The organism is Akkermansia sp. N21116, assembly GCF_029854705.2.
Classification (GTDB): domain Bacteria; phylum Verrucomicrobiota; class Verrucomicrobiia; order Verrucomicrobiales; family Akkermansiaceae; genus Akkermansia.
Genome location: NZ_CP139035.1, coordinates 2,603,250 through 2,623,830 on the forward strand (window position 1 = coordinate 2,603,250; position 20,581 = coordinate 2,623,830).

A 20,581-nucleotide genomic window follows, 5' to 3' on the forward strand; every position below is an offset into this window, starting at 1 on the left:
ATAATAATTATTTATGTTTGAAAATATAGCGGAAAATACTTCCTATTGAAAATCGCTTTAATTCTGATACCTTCTTAGAGACTTCATAATCATTTGATATATTTAAAAATAAATTTCCATGCTCATTCTTCATGTCATTTATAAAATTCATTACACGAAAATTCCATTCATCTTGTAGTTCAGGGCAAATAAATCGCCCAAAATGTTTTGCAGAATAAGATACCGATTCCATGAAGCTTCGAATGAATATAGAATTTTCTCTTTTCTTACGAATTATTTTATCAATTTCATACCACGAATCTATAAGTTGAAGAATTAATCTTCCATTTGAAGAATATATAGTATCCATAATAGAACCTTCCCTTTGCACATAATTATAGAGATCTTTGTCGAGAAATACTATATTTTTAATATTTGTAACAAATTCCCAAACAAAAATACCATCCTCATTAAACATTATATCTTCATTGAATCGTATTAAATTATCAACAATAACACTTCTCTTATAAATTTTATCTAATACATTTGTTCTCAGTTTTGCAATCGTTTTGCATGAAATTGTTTCTACCGAGAATTCTTTAGATTTACCCCACCGAATTGCTTTCCTATTAATTTTTTTCTTATCTTCATATATTAAATTAAAACCGCATACAACACAATCACTATTATATTTTTCTGCATTATTATACATCTCTTCAAGCATATTTGTATTTATATAATCATCTGAGTCTATAAATGCTATATATTTTCCTCTTGCAAGATTTATACCAGCATTCCTTGCCCTTGATTGCCCGTAATTTTCATTTTTTAGAGACATTATCCTAGAATCTCTTTCCGCCCATTCTTTTAAAATTATAGATGATTGATCTGTTGATCCATCATCTATACAGATTATTTCTATATTTATAATTGTCTGATTAACAATACTCTGTAAACATCTATTAAGATATTTATCAGAATTAAAAATGGGTATTATAACAGATACGCAGGGGATATCATTCATATTGTCCATAATTTTCATTACTCACACTTCTCATCAATTTAATCCCAGCAAATTTCACATAGTATTCGCCATGTTTTATGTGGATTTGGAAGCCTTCTTTGAAAAAATGACGAAGGCGATACAGCCAAGGAGAAAGGGTTCTTCTTTCGCGCTTGACCTTCTCTTTCCATTCATGCCCCCAAGGGGACATGAGGACGTAGCGAATGTAGTATTCTTTTCGGGGGATTGCTGATAGAGTTATCCAAGGCTTTTCCTTGGTGACATAGTGGATGATTGAAGGGTTCTTGAAGTCATCCCTGGATTTGGGAGTGTAGCGATCATTCAGGAACTGCGAATTCCAATGAGGAGCAAAGGTTACGATGTGGCGATGCAGGGTCAGATTTAACACATCCTGATCCATGTACTTGAAACTTGGTCCATTGTGTAAGGTTTCCAGCAAAAGTGCTTCGACATTATGTTTTCTCCAAGCATTGAGATCCAAGAGCAAAACACCGAAATTGACATACGGCATCTCTGGGGAAATCCCAAGGCGGATATTGTTTCTCCTGCCCAAGGGATCAAGAATCCCACCCAGCCATCCTTCCCCAAGATCCTGTTGAAACAAGTCGATTGGGTCTTTCAGAATAATCGTGTCTGCATCAAGGAGAAGGACACGGTCGAGTTCCTTGAGGATGGAAGCAACCATGAGACGCTTGTATAATGAAGCAGGCCAATCTTGATTACCGTGAACTATCGTTGTTAATAAATGTGTTATATCGTGCCAGACAATTTGAAATGAGGGATGTAAATGCGGAATTCCCTCGATTCTTGAGCGTGTGTTATTCGAAATTCCATCCCCTAGAATGTGTACCTCAATCTCGGTGGTCTCACGGCAATTACACATCAGGGAACACAACATGGCACCAAGATGCATGGCATATCCTTCGTCACACAAGACGCATATGGGTAAACAATTCGTCATTCAAACAGAAAATAGAGTAGAAATCCACCTCCTCGGAAATTCCCGTTGCGGAGGGTTAGTCTGAATTTAGCGGATAAAAAAACCGCCATTAATATCTCTAATATGTTAATATTAATACAATTATACTCAGTATTTATCTAGTTGCTAAATTTTTAGTATGCTTTTTCTCATAAACTTTGCAAAGTTTTCATAAAGAAGAGGGAAAAGAGAATCAGGCATTCTGAAAAAATCATGCAAGAAAAATTTAGGGTAGTCGGAGAAAGCAACCAGGGCAATTTGGTGACAAAATTCCATGTGAGAGAATCCTTACTCCGCCAGGTATCCCCTATGATTTTTTCATAATTCGTAGATAATAAGAAAATTATACGAATGAGAAATCATGCTGATTTTAGGCTTGCTGGCGGTTTTTTTATTCGTTAGATTCACACCATCTCTTCTCTGATACTCATCCAGAGAAGCTATGTATTGTTGTTACCTTTTCGAATTGAATGACTTACTTGTTTCACATATGCACTATTCGTGATGAAGAGTACATCACGAGTCATGAAACAATATTATGCTCATTATTGGACAGGTGGCGTAAAATGATGGACATTGAGATATCTTTGAGCAAGAGAGTGTCTTTTCGAGAGTTCTCTATCTGGTGGACAATTACCGTTCGGCATGAATTCACCCCATTCCACAGTCTGTTGCGATTTCCTTTATTTGAAACTAGAATTTGTCGACAAAAACGCCTGCTCAGTTCTACGATTGCCAACAACTTATTTTCATAAATTGGGAAAGTATATTATCTCCTTCTAAAGTTATTTAGATCATAATGAAACAAGAATCGGACAAAAATAATCAAATATTTTTCAAAGAGAAACAAAAACTCCCGACAGGAAGAAAAATTTTAAAGTCATTACTGTTTTTAATTCCAATCGCAAAATATCGACGCAAATGGAGGAGGAATCTCAATAAGCCATTATATATACAGATTTCACCCTGTACTTCTCCAGATTCAGACGAAGAAAAAACGTCGAATTACTACGATTTTTATGAACTGCAAGATAACAACGTATTTGAAGAAGAACTGAAAAGGAGCCATGCCGATCTTCTCAGAAGAATAAAGGATCATCTCGTTTCCTATTTACCTGATGAATATCAGAAGCAAGTATCCATCATCATCCCTGTCTACAATGTCGAGCAATATATTGGTTATTGCCTCGCTACAGTTCTCAATCAAACATTTAAAAACATCGAAGTCATATGTATCGACGACTGTTCTTCCGACCGTTCATTTCAGATTATATCGGAAATTGCTGAAATTGATTCCCGTGTAAAAATACTCAGACAGGAGAAAAATCAAGGACAGGGAATCGCCAGAAATCTTGGTATCCGTGAATCGCATGGAGACTATCTCATTTTCATTGATTCAGACGACTTTATCGATTTCAACTATATAGAAAAACTTTATCTATCCGCCACAACAACGAATGCCGACATTACATCGGCAAAAGTTTTTGTTCGGGATAAAACAGGAATGATACGCCTTGCAACATGGTACGAATATTGCAAAATAGAAAAAAGCGAATACATAGGAGAAAGCGAAAAGATTAACCTTCTCTACAAAAATTCAAACACCGGAGCATGCAAACATTTGTATAAAAGAGAACTGCTGCTCCATCACAATGACATATCCTTTGCCGAAGGTCTTGTTGGAGAGGATCAGTTTTTCAATCTGTGCGCATTTTATCATGCAAACAAGATTGTTCTTTTGGACGAAGATTCCCCCAAGTATTACTACAATACATTTGCCGGTATTTCAGCATCTCCCAGAAAGGAAGATGCCATGTATAAAAAGAAAATTTTAGACCAAATTGATATTTCGAAGAAACTGCTATACTATGCAAAAGATCAATGTTTTTCACAAAAAACATTATTCATTCTTTTAAAGGATACAATTCATATCAATTTACAGAAGCTCGGACTGCTTTCCTCTTCCTTCAAAGAAGAGTACAAATCGCAATTCCTGGCCATGCTTGATACTTTTATCGCTTCTATTATTCCAGACGATATTCCTTCCCAGCATATTCCCGACTCCACGACAGAAGAACCTCCTCCCATTCTTTCAGTAATCGTCCCTGTCTACAACGTTGAAAACTACCTTGTTCCATGCCTTGAAAGCCTTGCTGATCAAACTCTTGGCTCCATAGAAATCATTTGTGTTGAAGATGTATCTACGGATAATTCCCGGAAGATTCTTGAAGAATACGCACTTACGCATCCGAACATCAAAATCATCTATCATGACAAGAACAAAGGTCTGTCTGCGGCAAGAAACACTGGAATCCTGGCAGCCAGAGCTCCGTATGTCGCTTTTGTCGATTCAGACGACACTGTCGCATCTAACATGTATGAAACCATGATGAAGTTCATGCAAGAAAGCGGTGCAGACGTTTCCGTCTGTGGAGTTGATGTCAAATACGATCCAGATTTCCTCTTTATCAAAAATAGTGATGATCAATTCTTTGCTATTGATAAGACTAAATTTCAGAAGATCGATAAATCAGTACTAGCCTCCTGCAATGTAGTCGCCTGGAACAAGATATTCAAAAAATCCATCATTGACCAATATCATCTTCGCTTTCCAGAAGGTCTGGCCTTCGAAGACAATTCATTTTTCTGGAAATATTTTACGCTCGCCAAAAGTGTTTATTTCATAAATGAAAAATTTTATAATTATTACAGAAGAACAGGCTCTATAACCGGAAATTCCATGGTTTCTCAACAATCATATATCCACGACAGATTATTTATTATTATTGATATATACAACCATCTGGAAAAATATCACATAATTCATGAATATGCCGATGAATTCTTCAAATTATCCTATAATATCATATCCCTTGTAGATGATTTGTCATCAAGCGACAATAAATTAGCTCTCAGCCATATTACAGCATCTATTTTAAGGAATATTGGAATTGATCGCTTTAAAAATGAAATCGATGGAAAAACATATGCCAACCTTACGGAAATCATAGCCTTATCCAACAGCGGAAAATTGTAACAAGGACGATACCTACAACATTATATTCATGCCCGAAATTTCTATCATTGTCCCAGTTTTCAACACTGGAAAATATCTTTCAAATTGTCTTGATTCTATTCTTGGACAAACATTTTCCGGCTTCGAAGTAATTTGTGTAGACGATGGTTCTACCGACGAAAGCGCTGACATTCTTGCAAAATATGCTAAAAACGACAACAGGGTTAAAATCATTGCACAGAACAATGCAGGACTTTCAGAAGCAAGAAATAACGGATTGGAAGCCGCATCCGGAAAATATGTCCTTTTTGTTGATTCAGACGATTCTATTCATACTCGAACACTTGAAATTACGCACGCATTGGCAGAGCGGCATACCGCCGATGTAGTATCGTTCTCATATGTCCGAATTGATCACCTTTATAAAGATATTTCACAAATTGACAATTCGAAAGACACTCCCTATAAACTAACGAATAAACCACTCTTTTTTTGTAATAAAAAAGGGAAATGGAGTATCTCTTTTACGGCATGGGGAAAACTATTCCGAAGTTCAATAATTAAGAACAGGAAATTTATTCCAGGTATATACTTTGAAGATTATCCATATATTGTCTGTCTATTGAAAAGCCAGCCCACAACCATCATTCTGCAAACAAAACTATATAATTATACCTATAATCCCTCATCAATTACACAAACAAATGTTACTCCTCGGAAAATTCAAGATTACCATATTGGATTGAATTATATTTACAACGAATGTTTCGGATCGAAAGAATTCAAATTCATTCTTCGGAATATTTTTCCCAATATCCTTAAACAACAATTCAATCTGATTCTACGATCCGAGGAAAGAGACAAGAAAGTGCTGTGGGAATCTTTCCAAAACGAACTTGTGGATTTGAATAGAAAGAAATGTATTCGTCTTATTGGAAACAAATTGCGGCGCTACATAATGTATAGAAAATTAATAAAAAATGCCAAGTAATATATTCAAATTTTCTCAATAGACAATTCACAGACCAGTTTAATTTTTACCATCTATCAAATTCATCTTTTCCCTTTTCAATTTATGAATCAATCATCTCCAAAAATATCGGTCATTGTTCCCGTCTATAATACGGAACGATATCTACGTCAGTGTCTGGATAGTATAGTCAATCAGACATTACACGATCTGGAGATCATTTGTATCAATGACGGTTCTTCAGACAAAAGTGCAGTTATTCTTCAGGAATATGCTTCGCAAGATTCGCGGATCACCATCATTAATCAATCGAACCAGGGATTAAGCGCTTCCCGCAACAATGCCCTGGACATTGCCCAGGGAAAATATGTGGTATTTGTCGATTCGGACGACTGGCTGAAATTAAATGCATTTGAATGTTTATGGGAACAAGCGAATGCCGATCAAGTCGATATGCTCATGTTCCAGGCAAACCTGTACTTTGAAGAAACTCAGGACACACAATTTTATACCTATACGGATTACTCTGCAATTATTCCTGGGCATCTCAACGACAAATGCTTCACTTACAACGATTTTTCATCAGATTGGAATGCTTTGTGGAAACTTCCGGTCATGGCATGTACGACACTATGGAATCGGGAATTCATAGAACGTTGTCACCTGCGTTTCCCGATCGATTTATATTTTGAAGACAATCTCTTTTTCCGAAAAGCATTGTTTCAAGCCCAACGAATCGGATTACGGAAAGAAAGTTTTTATTATTACAGGCAGCACAAAGCATCGATTACTCGGGCAAGAGCAATGCATTTTGATTCTCTCTGCCAGATTATTCTACTCCAGGCAGAATTTATTTTCCGGACAATCCAGGATGAATCTCTGAAACGCAGTTGTCTTTCCCATTGCCTGATTGAACAGTTATACTGGGTTTTTTGGGATACCCCTCTGGAAAATAAGAAACGATCTTTTACTATTGTGAAGAAAACATTTCTTGAACTCCTATCCTATTGCAAGGACAACGATTTCTTTAGCGCACTGAATCCCGGTATCCGGGAATTCATTGATCTCATGAAATGTTCCGATAGTGCCCATGAGTTGATGCAGTCCTATTATCGAACAGCATCCGAGATCACGGATCTACTTGCCGAATGGGATTCTTTTTATTACAAACCAAATCCTGGCAACGTCGGTGATGCCCTTATTGCCGTAGCCACACAGGAATTATTTTCCCGTTCGGGACTCTCTCCAAAGGAATACAAATCTTTAGATCATGGTGTTACCTCCTACAATATGGTTTATGGAGGAGGGGGAGCATTCATTCCGGACTGGAATTGCCAGCCATGGTTCATTGAAATCTTTTCTGACCCCAGGATCAAAAACTGCCTTGTTCTTCCACAAAGTGTACATAATTGCGAGCAACTCCTTGCGGTCTTTGATGAACGATTTACCGTCTTCTGCAGAGATTGGACGAGCTTTTCTTATTGCAAATCAAGGAATTATCGAGCCCGCTTCCTGGTTTCCGACGATATCGCTCTATCGATGAATGCAAAAGAATTTCTCGATAAAAATCCATCGGATCCCACATTTGAGGAATTATGTTTCAGACAACGATTAGAAGATTCTCTCATTACTCTTCCCAATGGGAAAAAAATACTTCTCCTGCTCCGCAGTGATCGCGAAGGAACATTGGGGGCCGACAAAGAAATTTACAAGGGATTCAATACCTTTGACCTATCCGCCTTGCATAGCGATGATTGTGAAAATCCGGAAATCAATAGAAAGTATGTAAAACTATTTCTTTCTCTTATTAACCAGGCAGATATTGTTTTATCCGATCGCTTGCATGGTGCCATCGGATCATTCTTAATGAATAAGGAAGTCTACATGTTGGACAACAGCTATGGCAAACTTTCCAATACCTTTGAGCTTTCCTTCTCAAAATATCCTCATGTTCACTTCCTGAAAGATCCGGACGACTTCCCTTTCTGGCAGGATATGAATCCTACGGCATTTGACTATGACCGGGCCATTGTCCCTCTCAAACCTTTGCAAACCGATAGCAACCATTTCATGGTTGGAGCGCGGTTTATTTCTCCGCAGGGGAATTTCCTTGTGCATGCAGAAATATCCGGCGTCGAACACATCGACCAGATTGAGCCAAAAAGCGATCCATGGATTCGCATGCTGGTTTTCCACATGATGTCCTATGGAGGAAAATTTCATATCAAGGGAACCGTTAGCAAATCTCTCCTGAAAAATATCGAGAAAATGGTCGGATTCTGGTGCAATACTTCTCCTGGGATCTGTTCTCCAATCACCATAATTCCCGAAAATATTTACAATGACGATGCTGTCATTCAATCTTCAAAGAAAGCGTTAGTCTGTTTTTCCGGTGGTTTGGATGCCTGTTTTTCCTGTTACCGCCACCGGAAGGGAATGGTTGGAAACAATAATCTATCCATTCAAGCGGGGCTGATGATCGAAGGTGCTGACATCCCCTTGAACAAACAGGATTTTTTACAGGAATCATGGCAAAATTCCTTGATGATGCTCAAAGATCTTGGAATTGATCAATTGCATTCAATTAAGAGCAATTTCCGTAATTTTCCAATACAGCATGTCGTCTCTGGGCAGGAATGGGGGGCATTCACACACATTGCCTGTATTGCCGGTTTGGGCTCCTTCCTTGCACCGTTGTATCCCAACTTGTTAGTTGGCGGTTCCAGAAATTATATCGACTCATTCGTCAATATCTGGGGAAGTAATCCAATTACCGATCCTCTATTTTCATCGGATACTTTCAATGTCCACCTGGATGGGTTGGAATATGGAAGAACAGAAAAAGCGGCTCTTGTATCGAAATGGGAATTGGCAACCCACCATCTCCGCGTATGTTGGGAAAATGTTTTATCTCAAGAATCCCATATCCAGCGCAATTGCGGCAAATGTGAAAAGTGCCTGAGAACGAATCTGAACTTCCTTGCATGCGGTTTTACCCTACCCTGCATGCCTGCACTCACTCCGGAGATGATCGATTCTGTAGCCGGGCAGATTATAAAAATAAAACACCATTATAAGGACATCATCGATTATGCGCATGCACATGGCCGAGGAAAACTTTGGTGGGTAAGTCATCTGGAACGGCTCCTGGAAGAGAGCGTCAATCGTGAAAAAGATCAAATCTGTGTGGAATGGTTGAACGAACACCAAGACATAGTATTGCAGATCGATCAATTTCAGGATATTCTCAAAAAAATCCTCGATAGTAATGAAACCTTGCAACAAGAACTTGTCCTGCGATTCTTGAACCATAAAAAATTGTCTGTGAACAATCCTCAGGAATGGACGGACTACTTGCAAGAGTTCCTTGAGGAGAATGAATTATTTTTAGAATGGAAAAATTCGAAGCGAGTCAGAAAGCTTAACAAAATTGTCCGCCTCCTTTCCAAATTCATCATCTTTCCGAAAGCCAGGCGCAAATTCAGGAACTCGTACTTGTTTAAATTCTAAGTCTAGGGCCAATTTACCAACGACTCTGGAGCAACTCAAACAGTGTTTCGGAGGAGAGGGCGTACGTTTTTTTGGTAGGCGTTCTAGCTACGGGCGTCCACTATGGGTTGTATTTGTTGCTGGCCCTGTGGATGAATGTGAATGTAGCGTATGAGCTAAGTTTTGTGATGAATTATTACCTGTCAAATTACTTCACATTCAAAACAAAACCAGACGTCAAGAAGGGAATCGGGGTTATCGGAAGCCATTTGGTGAACTATGGTCTGCACATAGTGTTGCTCAATGTATTTCTCTGGATTGGAGTCAGTCAGTCACTGGCCCCGCTGTTTATGTATGTCCGGTCAACTTTATTCTAGTTCGCATCGCTCTGAAGGGGAAATGTACAGAATAAGCCGCAAAGAAATTCCCCTCTCCTTCCCTATCACAGGTTGTTGCACGACGGTATGAAGATTAACTTGTACAGAAGGTCCTGCCAAATATCTTCCGGCAGTCTTCCATCGTCAGCAGGAAAAGGAGCGACACAGTAAAATCCGGATAGCATTTGCCGATGCGTCCCGTTATGTAGCGTATTTGGAAAAGCGTGCTTTCCCTGCGTTTTTGGACGTGTTGTTTTACTTCCAGCAACTTTGATACAGCGTCACAAAAAGGAATGGATTTACTGTCTCTCTTTTCCTGCTCCATCCCCATCCGAACAAGACGTCTGATTTCCGATCTGTTCCAAAAGCGGTGCGAGCTCCTTGATAACCACAAAGACATCAAGGCCATAAGGTTCCAGAATATGCTGTGCTTCCCTTAACAACTGCGCTTCAGATGCAGAAATCTGAAATACGCTGTTGCCTTCCCGCATTTCTTCTTGTCCTCAGTTGAGCAGCAAAGGCATTGCCTTCCCTCTGTGTCGTGAAATAACGATTTTGTCTCTTGCCTGTTTCCGACAACTCAGCCGGTATGGAAACACGGTAGATCGTTTTCCTCTTTTGGGCCTTGCGTTGTTCGTCAAGCACGCATCGTATGACGGAAGGTTTGGGCATCGCCCCTTTGTAGCACATTTCGACGACAGGTCATGTCCTGAATCTCGTCAATCCCGGAAAGAAGTCTTCAAAAACAGGAAAATAACGGAAATGTATGTGAAATGCCCTGCAAAAATGTTTCTTCAAAATTCAAAGCTTCACATACCGCTGTAAACGAGTCTTTTGGAAAGCGATTTCGGCTACCAATGGCTACCAAACGTGTTCCGAATTTTGCGAATTCGTGCCGATTTTTGATAATGACTCTAAATTGGAGAGCTCGATATTTTGATAAAGGAAAGCCCCTTAATTCTTTCGAATTAAGGGGCTTATCAGTTGGTACTCGAGAGGGGGCTCGAACCCCTACGGTTTATCACCACTAGATCCTTAGTCTAGCGCGTCTACCAATTCCGCCACCCGAGCACTTGGGTGTCGCCAGTCGGCGGAAAGATTTATATCTTCTCTAGCCTATTTTTGCAAGCTCTTTTTGAAAAAAATTAGCGAGTTTCTGAGGAGAGAGGAGGTGGCATGATGATGGGACGGAGGCTAACTGCTTCATCAGAACGACGTTCTGATGGTTTGAAAAGCCAGCCGGGATTTTTGTCGATCAGTTCGTAGCCGGTCAGTCTGAAAACAGGGAGTTTGAGATTGGAATTAGGTTCGTAGGCTGTTTTTCCGGTGTAACGGCCATAAATGCGGTATTCGTAGTTGTCGTCGAAGGCAAAGGAGGGAGAGGAACCGACTTCCGGATAACGGTCGGGAACCAGTTTGACACTTTCGTCCATGATGACGAGTTGGGCATCTCGCCAAGAAGAACCGGGCTTACGTAAATAACCCCAAAAACGAGTTGCCGGAACATGATAGCGACGGCCAATGTAATAATTGCCTTTAGGTTCGGCGGAAATGGCTTGTTCTCGCAAGGCAATAGCTTGCTGGTCTTTCAACATGGTATTACACTGCGTCAAAGGGAAGCAGGCCAAGGAGAGGGTAAAGAGGAGCAGTTTTTTCATGGACGGGACGGGTATGATACGTGTTGCAGACGGAGTCAAGGGAAGAAGATGTCCTAAGTCTTTCATTCTCCGTCGGAAGTTTTGCTACAATAATTGGAGTTCCCGGGAACTTCAATGTCAGAGGAATCCGGATCGCCATGCGATGGAGATGCCTCTTCTACCGATGATCCGTGTTTCCTGGATTGCTTTTCTAACAGTCGCAAGGCTTCCCCGGCCGCCATAAGTCCGAATGTCCCCGTAATGTGGGAAACGGAGCCGAAACCTGCATCGCAAGCCATACGACTATGGAATCCGGGGTCTCTCTGGCAGGAGGTACCTCCATCGCAGGTGGGATAAACAGGCTTTTCCACTGAAAAAACACAGGGAATGCCCAGCTTGCGTTTCTTTTCATGAAATGGCATTCCGTATTCATGTTTGAGAATTCTGCGAAGGCGGGACAGCAGCGGGTCCCCTTCCGTCCGAGCGATATCATCGACACGGATCATGGAAACATCCCGGCGCCCTCCGGCTCCACCACATGTGACGACAGGTATGCCTTGACGATAGCAGGAAGCAATAAGGTGAGATTTGGATGCCATGGAATCAATGGCATCTACGACAATGTCAGGGTGTTCCTCCCAAAGAAGTTTTGCATTCTTTTCCGTGTAAAAACAAGCCATCCGCACAACTTCGGTCTGTGGGCAGATATCAAGAATACGGTCAGCCATGGCATCTACTTTCATTGTGCCGTAGGTGGAATGCAGAGCATGCAGTTGGCGATTGGTGTTGGTCACGCAGATATCGTCCATATCCATCAGGATGATGGTACCCACGGCACTGCGTGCCAATGCTTCTGCTACCCAGGAACCTACCCCGCCAATCCCGATAACGGCAACTCTGGCTTGACGAAAGTAATCATAGGCAGGGGTGCCATACAGACGGCCGATCCCGCCGAAACAATCCACTGGTGTTGTCATGAGGCATGCAGGTCGGATTTTTCTACCATTCTCTGGATGCGTACGATATCCAAGGCTTTTCCTGTCTGTTCATCTACGCGAATGACTGCTCCGCAAAGGCGCACAGGCCATCCGGCGACGGGAAACTTGGCCGGCATGGAAGTGCGGAATCTCTTGATAATGGATTCCCTTTCCCTCCCTAAGACACCGATGGAAGGGCCGCACATGCCGGCATCCGTCAGGTAAGCCGTCCCCTGTTCCAAAATGATTTCGTCTGCTGTCTGGACATGGGTATGGGTTCCTATGACGGCAGAGACCAGTCCGTCCAGGTTGTAACCGGTAGAGACTTTTTCACTAGTTGTTTCCGCGTGTATATCTACGAAGATAATGTTCGCTTTTTCTTCCTCACGCAGGCGAATGGCTTCCGATTCCCCCAGTTGGAAAGGATTCTCCAGTGGAGGCTGGATGAAAGACCTCCCTTGAAGTTGCATGACGGCTACCCTGCCCTTCGGCGTATCCAGAACGATGCTACCGTTTCCGGGCGTACCTTCAGGATAGTTGAGAGGACGTAGAACTTTCGCATCCCCCAACTGGAGCCAAGGAGCTAATTCGGGCTGATCCCAAACATGGTCCCCGGTAGTCAATACATCGGCACCGGCCGACAAAAGTTCTTGAGCCAGCTTGGGAGTCAGTCCACGACCGGCAGCAGCGTTTTCAGCGTTGGCAATCGTTACATCCACGCCAAATTCATGCTTAAGTTCCGGCAACATATGCATGAAGGCCTTGCGTCCGGGTTCCCCGACGATATCCCCAACAAACAGGATTGTAAGCATGAACGGATTATTTCTTCTTTTTGGCGACGGGAATCACCAGCACGGGCAAGGGGGAATTCCTGACAACGGATGTGGCGACGCTGCCCACCAGAACGCTTTCCAAGAAACCACGACCATGTTTACCGAGGACGATTAGATCCATCTCATGTTCCTGGGCGTAATGGATGATGGATTCACCCACCTCAAATTCGTCACTGATAATTTCTTCCACCTGGACACCGGAGAGCTGATGAAGTTTTTCCGCATAGGTGTGAAGGTATTTCGAAGCACTCAAACGAATCACGGTACGTTCCTCCGTATCAAGAACAGGATACGGGATATCGTCCGGCAGCACTCCCGTCACTTCATAGCAAATACTGGGTTCCAGGATATGGAGCAAATATACGATCGTGTTTTCCTGCGAGCAAACCAAATGGGCGAGTTTTTCCACCACCTGGTCAGAGGCATCCGAAAAATCAATGGCAACAAGTACTTTTTTCATGTCACCACATTATCATCACGATCCATACTTTGCATCAAGAAAATGTTCTCAATTCAGAAGAAAACGTTATTTTTCATCATTTCCCGTCTCCTACCTGCTTATGACGCAATATAGGTCTTCACTTTTGAGACTTTTCCCTGGCATTAATGTCTCAATTACCATTCATATTTCTCCAGACACACATGAGTACTTCAACACATACATTCCAGGCAGAAGTCCGGCAGTTGCTGGACATCGTCATCCATGCTCTTTACAGCGACCGTGAAATCTTCATCCGCGAGCTGGTATCCAACTCATCCGATGCACTGGAAAAACTTCGTCTCGTCCAGCTCAAGAACGAGGAAATCTACCAACCGGACAAAGCTCTGGATATCTCCGTCACTACTGATGAAGAAAAACGTACCATCACTATCGCCGACACCGGGATTGGCATGACTCGCGACGACCTTGTCGAAAATCTCGGCACCATCGCCCACTCCGGTACCAAAAAATTCCTCGAAGCCCTGAAGAACGCCGAAGGCAATGCCGACCTTATCGGCCAGTTCGGTGTCGGGTTCTACAGTTCTTTCATGGTTGCCGACAAGGTGGAAGTCTACACGCGTACCTGGCATCCCCAGGGAGAAGGCCTCGTCTGGACCAGCGACGGACGCGAAGGATATACCATCGACACCGCTGAAAATGTCGACCGCGGCACTCGGATCGTCATCCACCTCAAAGAGGAATATGCCGATTTCGCTAAAGAATACCGAGTCCGCGAAATCCTCACCCGATATTCCAACTTTGTCCCCTTCCCCATCGAGTTCAAAGGGGAACGTCTTAACACCGTCCAGGCCATCTGGACCAAGTCCAAGTCCGACATCAAACCCGAGGAGTACGACGAATTCTTCCAATTCATTGCCCACACCGATGAGAAACCCCTCTCCTACATGCATTTCAGCGCCGATGCCCCCATCGCCCTGAATGCCTTGCTCTTCATTCCCAAGGAAAATCCGGAAAGCTTCGGTTTCGGACGCGTTGAGCCCAATGTCGCCTTGTATTGCCGACGCGTACTTATCGACTCCAAGCCGGAGGGGTTGCTGCCCGAGTGGCTCCGCTTCCTCCACGGTGTCGTGGACAGCGAAGACCTCCCCTTGAACATTTCTCGCGAAATGCTCCAGGATAATTCCCTGATTCGCAAAATCAACGACATCCTCACCAAGCGTTTCCTCAAACACCTGGAAAAACTTGCCAAAGACCACCCCGATACCTATAGCGACTTCTACTCCAAATTCTCCCGGTTCATGAAGGAAGGAGTAGTCACTGCCTGGGCTTACAAAGAAACTCTCGGGAAACTCCTGCGTTTCGAATCCACTTTCACCGAACCCGGAAAAACAACCTCGTTTGAAGAATACGTCTCCCGCATGAAGGAGGACCAGAAGGATATTTACGTCCTCACCGGAGAATCCCGTGGAATGATCGAAGCCAGCCCCTATCTCGAAGCTTTCAAGGCTCACGGGTTCGAAGTCGCTTTCTTCACCGACCACGGCGACCAATTCGTTCTGGATTCCCTGTCCAGCATCGACGGCAAACCCCTCAAAGCCATTGACCGTTCCGATGTTACTCTTCCTGACAGTGGCACAACCTCGACGGAAGGAGATCTGCCTGAAAACGAAGCAAGTTCCCTTCAGGAATGGCTGGAAAAACTCTACGAGGGTAAATTCGGTAAAATCACGTTCGGCAAACGCCTCGTCTCCGGTGCCGCCGTCGCTCTCCATGGCGCCGACGATATGAACAATGAACTGCGGGAATACATGAAAGCCATGGGACAGGAGGTTCCGGAATCCCATCCGCAGATTGAGCTCAACCCGAAAAACGACCTTGTCCACCGTCTCGCAACCCTCCGTACGGAAGATCCCGATCTGGCCAAGCTTGTTGCAGACCAAATCACCAACACAGCCCTGCTCCGCGCCGGTATGCTCACCAATCCTGCAGACATGGCGCAGTCTTCCCAAGCACTCCTCGAGAAACTCCTTTTGAACAAGAAGGACTAAATCCTCCTCATAACAAAGAGTTCCATTCATTTATCATACACAGGCTGCATCCATTTTTGGATGCAGCCTATTTTTAATTCGGATTACTTGAAAACTTCATTCCGTTCTTGGATTGGAGGCTCTACATACGACGACGAAATAAAGGGAAACGTAGAAACCTAGGCAGGCTCGGAAAACATAATAGATAATTGGTAAGAGCTAACTCGAAGCCAATTGGATTCTTTCAAATCGAGAAATTGTGATATCTTTCGAAGTAGAAAATAGTTCGCTTAAATTAAACTCCACCTTATAAAAACAACCCCTGTTTCTCAACTTCCGGCGAAGGAAAATTGAAAAACAGGGGCGGAATGTCTATTCTATTTGTAAGGAAGTATGGAAAAAGAAAACAAATTTCCTTAAGAGAAGAGGAAGCCGTTTACTTTTTCTTTTTGGGAGAAAGGAGTTTGATAAGTTCGGGGTGACCGAATCTTTCAGCATAGACAGCTGCGGTATCACCAGCAATATCCTGTGCAGCGGCATCAGCACCATGGGAAATAAGCAATTGGACCGTTTCACGGTTGCCTTCTTCACAAGCAAACATCAAAGGAGTCATTCCTTCAATGTTCTTGACGTTCAATTCGGCACCTCGGGAAACCAAAACACGGGTTACTCCAACGAAACCCTGATTACAGGAATACATTAAGGCGGTGTCCCCATCGACATCGGAATCATTGACTTCCGCCCCTTGATCAACCAAGTATTTCACGATGGCATGGCTACCGCCTTCACTGGCATACATCAGGACAGATCGTTTGCGTTTGTCACGGATCTTCCAGTCTGCGCCACAATCGCAAAGGGCATGCACAATATTCGCGGCGCTCAGAGAACAAGCCATCATTAAGGAAGTGACGCCATTGTTATCGGCAGCATCTACGTCTACTCCCAAACCGAGGACCAGGCGGACGGCGTCTATATTCTTGCTCTTGCAGGCCATCATCAAAGGAGTCAATCCATCAACATTCCGAATATCAATATCCGCCCCCGCATCCAAAAATCTTTGGATAAGCTCCACATTGCCCAGCCTGCAGGCAGTCAACAAAACTCTACCGCCTTCCTGTTCCGTTTCATTCACATCGGCATCCAGGTCGAGGAGAAAATCGATCATTTCCATGTTTTCAGAAATGCTGGCGCACATCAGAGGAGTAACACCTTCGTCTTCACGATCATTCAGATCTGCCCCCTGCTTGAGAAGCATGCGAACAATCTCGACGTCTCCGCCTATACAGGCATACATCAGCGCAGTAAAACCGCTATCGTCACGAGCCTCGAAAATGGCTCCTTGATCCAGAAGAAGACGAACGATACCCCTCCGAGCACTCCGACAAGCCAACATCAAAGGTGTAGTGCCTTCTTTACTGCGGACATTAACCTTGGCGCCGCGCTCGAGTAAGAGGCGTACAACTTCTTCACAGTTCTCTTCATCTCCTTCTTCGCACATAAGCATCAAAGGAGTGAATCCCTCGGGATCTCGTCCATCGACATCTTCTCCTTGGTCAAGCAACTGCCGGATCTCATCTATGGAATAGAAAAGGCATGCGGCACCCAGCTCCGTCATTTCTCCTTCGTCCTCCTGGGTCGGTTCATCCGTCCAATCTTTATCGGGATCGAACATGAAGATAGAATCATTCTCTTCTTGGGGCATATCGTCTTTTTTCATCGGCGTATCGTCGGGTATGTTTCCTTGCTGAGGTCAGCAATATCCCAACTTCTTTTGAATTTTTCCAGCTTTTTCCATTACAGCACTTAACTTTTTTCCAAAAACCTTTAGAAAAACAATTTATTAACACCTAATTTTCAAATCATTATACACAATTGCAGATGATTTGTCATGCTGTAAAAAAAATCGTCACTCCCCGGATTGCGATTTTTCCATCTCTCCCACACTGATTGTTCCAGCGACAACGTCGGCAAATTGAGCACTGGTAACACGGAGCAAATCTTCCGGAGCAAGTTCAATCTGCAAACCGATCCGTCCACCGCTAACAATAATCGACTTACGATGATTTGCCGAAGAATCGATCACTGTGGGATACTTCTTTTTCATTCCGATTGACGTACAACCTCCCCGGATATACCCAGTCACGAAGTTGATGTCTTTGACGGGAATCATGGCAAGCGATTTGGTACCGACAACTCGGGCTGCTTTCTTCAGATCCAGTTCCATGGCAATCGGGATGACAAAAACATAGTATTGTCGGGGAGCACCTTCCGTTACGAGAGTCTTGTAGAGTTTTTCCGGAGGTTGATTGAGAGAACGTGCCGTATGAAGAGCATCAATGAATTCTCCGCATTCATACGTGTAATACCGATAGTCGACACTCCATCCGTCCAGGATGCGCATCACATTGGTTTTGATCTCCTTATCCTTGTTTTTAGGCATGGTGTCAATCACCCATTCCAACGCTTACCGCCTTATTTATTCATAATGGCGGATCACGTAGTTTTTCATGCTTGTCGGAAGCGAGGGAACAGTAGGATCACGCTGAATAAGAAGAGTTGTCAACAAAACGGCTTTTTTGTGTTCCGTTCCCGGTTCGTCCGTCAAAAAGTGTTTGACGGCAAAATGAGCCAATGTCAGTTCGCAGCTCAAACTTTCCGCCTGAAGGCGGAAATGACGAAATCCTTGGTCGTACATGGCTTTCACCTCCCCTACGGTCAAGGTCAGAGGTCGCGAACCTAACGGGACTTTCGGATCCAGGATGCCGGCATCCTGCAAGTATTTCTGTCGTTCAAGCTTATAGTCAACATTCAAAGGTTCTCGGAGAATTTTTCCAAGAAGCTCCAGATGCTTCCGGCGTACCTGGCTTGAATCCAACCATGTATCGTTGACCGTGATTTCGAATTTCTTTTTATCGCGCAATTTGGAAAGCAATTCCGTATTGATTCCATCCCGGGGATCCAAAGCAACACGGTCATAACGCATGGAGAGGTTATTGTACCATTGGGCCGTACGGAACTTTTCCTTAATATGGAAATTCGCGGCCAGGCGAATGCGGAGTCCCGGGAAATTGGCCCGTACGTGTTTTGCCAAAAGCGGGGAAGCCACATAAACGCCATTGAGGCGATGGGGATTACATTCGGCAAGAAGATTGATCATGCCGTTGCACAAGGTATCGCGCATATCCGCCGGCGTCAGGAACGGATTGTCGAAGTACAGGAAGACACCCACTTTTTCCTTCACGTAGGCTTCGATGGTAGCTCTGATTTTGTTGGGAGCCATAAGAGGCTCCGGGGTAAACCAGTTAAGTGCCCATAAACAGGGAGGGCATCCGCTGAATTCCGGTAATTTTACTTCCGGCGTTTTCAAGAGCATGAGAGTGCCCAGTACCCCCATACAAAGCTTGTCCCACCGGAATACACCGCCGATGTTCCAGTCAGCCAGCGGCATGTCCGAACGGAACAGATATTGCAGGGATTCCGGTTTGGCTTTCACAGACGGCTTTCTGACAGGCCTGTTCTGGGGTTTGTCAACAGAAGGCGCCACCGTTTTTTTGCCAGGGCCTTTCTTCGTGTTTTGAGTTGCCGGATTTACCTGGGCAGCACTTGCCTGTTTGCCGGTTTGAGATGAACGGGCCATCTTCGCTTTGCCCTTAGGGGCGGATTTGCCTTTGCCTTCTTCGGAGGGAAGAGATGTTTCCTTCATGTTTATTGCTTCCTCTCGATATGATGATTAAATGATTTCGCGCATGGATTCCAGAAACCGGATGATGATAGCATCTGTCGATACGGGGGAACCGTCATCCTTTTTCAAGATCAACCGCAGCAGATCCATGATCTCCCCACCGGCATTGCCAAGGCCGCGTCCCTGTATTTTGAAGCGGCGGAATCCCATGTCGTACAACGTTTTCATCTCTTCGCGGCTTAACTGGGTCGTGCATTGGGAAGAGGTTCCCAGAAGGACATCGATTTTGGCGCATGCGTTCTTATTGCGCAAGTCATCGAAATTATCCGTATGCCCCAAAAAGTTCAGTGCCATTTTGGAAAGAGATTCATAGTGCTTATGCCTGATGGCGCACTGGCGGGCACAGTTCTCGTTGACGATTATCTCGTATTTGTTTTTGTCCTCCAATTTTTCAAGCAACTCGTAGTTGTCGTTATCATTGGGGTGCAGCATCACCTTGTCGTAGAGGTCGGCCAAGCGCTTGTAATAGTCGAGATTTCCCCCACCTTTTTCCATAGTTACCTTCAGAATGGAAGAAACGGTTTTGACTTTGGGATAACGCTTTTTGATGTACTGATAAAGGAGATCAGATGACATGATCACTCCGTTCTCCCCTGTCGGATTGACGCGTTCGGCTACTTCCAGAAGGGAGTTACCCAATGCCTCTTTCAAATTCTCCTCGGTCAGGAACGGATTGGAAAATGTCAAATCCATGGCAACCTTACGTTCCTGCCACGATTTGATACAGAGTTCCAGTTCTTCCCCGGAACGGAGCAAATGCGGCAGGACGCGACCGCTGTTCCATGTTGACAACGGAGATCCATGAACCAGGGAAAAGGGTTTTAATCCGAAATGATTGAGAAAGTAGTCGTGGAAATAGATCAGCTCCCGGTCATTGGCGAAGATACCGGACACATCCCAAATGGCCTCCGGCCAATCATCGTTGCGTATATCGATTGCAGGTTTCACAATTTGTCTGAAAGGTAGTATATGATGGTTTTAACGTACATGAATCGTTCGGTTCAGTTCAAGAAAAAAGAAGCCCATCATTTGTGTCTCGGAGCCTCAAGGCGTTGTCTTCCAAAGAACGGACCATACTTGATAATAAAA

At 43.7% G+C, this 20,581-nt stretch carries 15 protein-coding genes and 1 tRNA gene; 5 read left to right on the plus strand and 11 right to left on the minus strand.

The features are described from left to right. Positions 1-7: 7 nt before the first annotated feature. Complete coding sequence (locus QET93_RS09935; protein ID WP_322189967.1) at positions 8-1,021, minus strand: glycosyltransferase; 1,014 nt, start codon at positions 1,019-1,021, stop codon at positions 8-10. Further along, positions 996-1,964, minus strand: a complete 969-nt coding sequence (locus tag QET93_RS09940) for a glycosyltransferase family 8 protein (protein WP_280132284.1) — start codon at positions 1,962-1,964, stop codon at positions 996-998. Before QET93_RS09940 ends, QET93_RS09935 begins: the two co-directional genes overlap by 26 nt. 817 nt (positions 1,965-2,781) lie before the next feature. Between QET93_RS09940 and QET93_RS09945 the strand changes: the two genes are divergently transcribed. The 4 genes from QET93_RS09945 (at position 2,782) to QET93_RS13250 (ending at position 9,834) form a co-directional block, all read left to right on the plus strand. Next, positions 2,782-5,019, plus strand: a complete 2,238-nt coding sequence (locus QET93_RS09945; protein ID WP_280132285.1) for a glycosyltransferase — start codon at positions 2,782-2,784, stop codon at positions 5,017-5,019. A gap of 28 nt (positions 5,020-5,047) precedes the next feature. Further along, entirely contained in the window at positions 5,048-5,989 is a 942-nt protein-coding gene (locus QET93_RS09950; protein WP_280132286.1) for a glycosyltransferase, read from the plus strand. Positions 5,990-6,073: 84 nt separating this feature from the next. Then, entirely contained in the window at positions 6,074-9,478 is a 3,405-nt protein-coding gene (locus QET93_RS09955; RefSeq protein ID WP_322189968.1) for a glycosyltransferase, read from the plus strand. 131 nt (positions 9,479-9,609) lie between these two features. Continuing rightward, positions 9,610-9,834, plus strand: a complete 225-nt coding sequence (locus tag QET93_RS13250; RefSeq protein WP_345786082.1) for a GtrA family protein — start codon at positions 9,610-9,612, stop codon at positions 9,832-9,834. A gap of 985 nt (positions 9,835-10,819) precedes the next feature. Here the strand turns inward: QET93_RS13250 and QET93_RS09960 are convergent. From QET93_RS09960 to QET93_RS09980, 5 genes are all read right to left on the minus strand, one after another. Next, positions 10,820-10,905 (minus strand) — tRNA-Leu (locus QET93_RS09960). 74 nt (positions 10,906-10,979) lie between these two features. Continuing rightward, a complete protein-coding gene (locus QET93_RS09965) occupies positions 10,980-11,558 on the minus strand; it encodes a hypothetical protein (protein ID WP_322189969.1) in 579 nt (192 codons plus the stop codon). Next, positions 11,555-12,448 carry a tRNA threonylcarbamoyladenosine dehydratase gene (locus tag QET93_RS09970; RefSeq protein ID WP_280132289.1) on the minus strand — a complete coding sequence of 298 codons (894 nt, stop codon included), beginning with the start codon at positions 12,446-12,448 and terminating at the stop codon, positions 11,555-11,557. The genes QET93_RS09965 and QET93_RS09970 overlap by 4 nt, the downstream gene beginning before the upstream one ends. Next, a complete protein-coding gene (locus QET93_RS09975) occupies positions 12,445-13,260 on the minus strand; it encodes a TIGR00282 family metallophosphoesterase (protein WP_280132290.1) in 816 nt (271 codons plus the stop codon). The genes QET93_RS09970 and QET93_RS09975 overlap by 4 nt, the downstream gene beginning before the upstream one ends. A 7-nt stretch (positions 13,261-13,267) precedes the next feature. Beyond that, entirely contained in the window at positions 13,268-13,741 is a 474-nt protein-coding gene (locus QET93_RS09980) for a universal stress protein (RefSeq protein WP_280125954.1), read from the minus strand. 182 nt (positions 13,742-13,923) lie between these two features. On the opposite strand from QET93_RS09980, the gene htpG reads away from it, so the two are divergent. Next, positions 13,924-15,771, plus strand: a complete 1,848-nt coding sequence (htpG, locus tag QET93_RS09985; protein ID WP_280132291.1) for a molecular chaperone HtpG — start codon at positions 13,924-13,926, stop codon at positions 15,769-15,771. Between the two features lie 415 nt (positions 15,772-16,186). On the opposite strand, the gene QET93_RS09990 is transcribed toward htpG, so the two are convergent. The 4 genes from QET93_RS09990 to QET93_RS10005 form a co-directional block, all read right to left on the minus strand. Continuing rightward, entirely contained in the window at positions 16,187-17,452 is a 1,266-nt protein-coding gene (locus QET93_RS09990; protein WP_280125956.1) for an ankyrin repeat domain-containing protein, read from the minus strand. Positions 17,453-17,656: 204 nt separating this feature from the next. Continuing rightward, positions 17,657-18,190 carry a Cys-tRNA(Pro) deacylase gene (gene ybaK, locus QET93_RS09995; RefSeq protein WP_280132293.1) on the minus strand — a complete coding sequence of 178 codons (534 nt, stop codon included), beginning with the start codon at positions 18,188-18,190 and terminating at the stop codon, positions 17,657-17,659. Positions 18,191-18,226: 36 nt separating this feature from the next. After that, complete coding sequence (locus QET93_RS10000; protein WP_280132294.1) at positions 18,227-19,453, minus strand: hypothetical protein; 1,227 nt, start codon at positions 19,451-19,453, stop codon at positions 18,227-18,229. Between the two features lie 27 nt (positions 19,454-19,480). Beyond that, complete coding sequence (locus QET93_RS10005; RefSeq protein ID WP_280125959.1) at positions 19,481-20,440, minus strand: hypothetical protein; 960 nt, start codon at positions 20,438-20,440, stop codon at positions 19,481-19,483. Positions 20,441-20,581 lie beyond the last annotated feature (141 nt).